Below are 2,120 nucleotides of genomic sequence, written 5' to 3' on the forward strand. Positions count from 1 at the left end.
CGGCGCCCGTGACGACTGCGGTCTTGCCGCTCAGATCTGCTGCCATGTCCGTCTCCTTCCGTTATCGGATCGATGAAACACGCACCCGCCGCATCCGCGTTCATCGCGAAATCGCATCAGCGTGCCAGCCGTCATTGTGCACGATCGGCCCCGCCGTTCGTGCGCAAAACGTCTAAGCTTAAGGTCGGTTCCGTTCAGCAGGAGATTCTCATGCACTATCGACGGCTAGGCCGCTCCGGCCTGCAGATCAGCGAGCTTTCACTCGGTTCGTGGGTGACGTACGGCAACCAGGTCGACCAGCGGGTCGCGCGCGAATGCCTCGCCGCGGCACGTGATGCAGGCGTCAATTTCTTCGACAACGCCGAGGTCTACGCCGGCGGCAAATCCGAGGAAATCATGGGCCATGCGCTCAAGTCGCTCGACTGGCCACGCGTCAGTTATATCGTGTCCACGAAGTTCTTCTGGGGGCTCGCAGAAGCCCCGAACCAGTATCACACGCTGAACCGGAAGTACCTGCTGAACGCGATCGACGGCTCGCTGCGCCGGCTACAGCTCGACTATGTCGACCTCGCCTATTGCCATCGCCCCGATCCGCATACGCCGATCGAGGAAACCGTCTGGGCGATGAGCGACATGATCGTGCGCGGCAAGGCGCTGTACTGGGGCACGTCGGAATGGAGCGCCGACGAAATCCGCGCGGCATGCGAGATTGCCGAGCGGCATCATCTCCACAAGCCGGTCGTCGAACAGCCACAGTACAACCTGTTCCATCGCACCCGGGTCGAGCAGGAATATGCGCGGCTCTACGACGATTACGGTCTCGGGCTCACGACCTGGAGCCCGTTGGCGTCGGGCCTGCTCACCGGCAAGTACCGCAACGGCGTACCCGCCGGCAGCCGCGCGCAGTTGCAAGGCTACGACTGGATGCGCGAACGCCTGACCGATCGGGCCGCCAACGACATCGTCGAACGGCTCGGCGAAATTGCGGCCGAATTCGGCTGCAGCACCGGCCAGTTGGCAATCGCGTGGGTGCTCGCGAACCCGCGCGTGAGTTCGGTCATCACGGGTGCATCGCGGGTCGACCAGATCGGCGACAACATGCGCGCGCTCGAGGTTGCCGCGAAGCTGACGCCGGACGTGAAGCAGCGCATCGAGGCGGTGGTCGGCGATGCATACGAGTAAGGCGACTCACGGCCACTCGCGTACAATACGCGGCCGCATCGGCGCCCGGCCTGACGGCCGCGCACGATCGACCGTTTTCATCGATTCACCTTTCGTTTCAGGCAGCCAGCCATGCTCAGTTATCGTCACGGTTTTCACGCAGGCAACCACGCGGACGTGCTCAAGCACGCCGTCGTCGTCCAGCTGCTGCGCTACCTGAACAAGAAAGACAAATCGTACTGGTACATCGATACGCACGCAGGCGCCGGCGTGTACTCGCTGCGCGACGGTTATGCAGCGAAGACGTCGGAATTCGATACCGGCATCGGCCGACTGTGGAACGAAAAGAACCTGCCGGAGGCACTGGGCGACTATGTGGACGAAGTCCGCGCGCTGAACGACGACGGCGAACTGCATTTCTACCCGGGCTCCCCGTACATCGCATGGCGGTCGATGCGCGAGCAGGACCGGATGCGCCTGTTCGAAATGCATACGACGGAAATCGATGTGCTGCGCCACAATTTCCGCGATGCCGGGCGACGCGCGATGATCTTCGCCGGCGACGGCTTCGAAGGTATCAAGGCGCTGCTGCCGCCGCCGCCGCGACGTGCACTCGTGCTGATCGATCCGTCCTACGAGGACAAGAAGGATTACGCGCGCACGGCGAGCTGCGTGACGGAATGCCTGAAGCGTTTCTCGACCGGCTGCTATGCCATCTGGTATCCGCAGGTCACGCGGACGGAATCACAGCGCTTTCCCGAGCAGTTGAAGCGTCTGCAGCCGAACAACTGGCTGCACCTGACGCTGACGGTGTCGAATCCGCCGACCGACGGACTGGGTCTCTACGGCAGCGGGATGTTCATCCTGAATCCGCCGTATACGCTCGCCCAGAGCATGAAAGAGGTCCTGCCCTATCTGGTCGAGAAGCTGGGACAGGATAGCGGCGCCCGCTTTCAAAT

The 2,120-nt window shown here is 62.6% G+C and carries 2 protein-coding genes; both read left to right on the plus strand.

The genetic code is table 11. The annotated features are described in order from the left end of the window. Window positions 1-210 precede the first annotated feature (210 nt). The gene (locus JMF90_RS34615; protein WP_011694330.1) at window positions 211-1,182 is read left to right on the plus strand and encodes an aldo/keto reductase; all 972 of its coding nucleotides are present in this window, start codon (window positions 211-213) and stop codon (window positions 1,180-1,182) included. A 111-nt stretch (window positions 1,183-1,293) separates the two neighbouring features. After that, a partial coding sequence (locus JMF90_RS34620; protein ID WP_201326119.1) for a 23S rRNA (adenine(2030)-N(6))-methyltransferase RlmJ occupies window positions 1,294-2,120 on the plus strand: 827 nt, incomplete at its 3' end.

The sequence above is a fragment of the Burkholderia sp. E168m23 genome (genome assembly GCF_016586125.1).
Classification (GTDB): Bacteria; Pseudomonadota; Gammaproteobacteria; order Burkholderiales; family Burkholderiaceae; genus Burkholderia; species Burkholderia orbicola.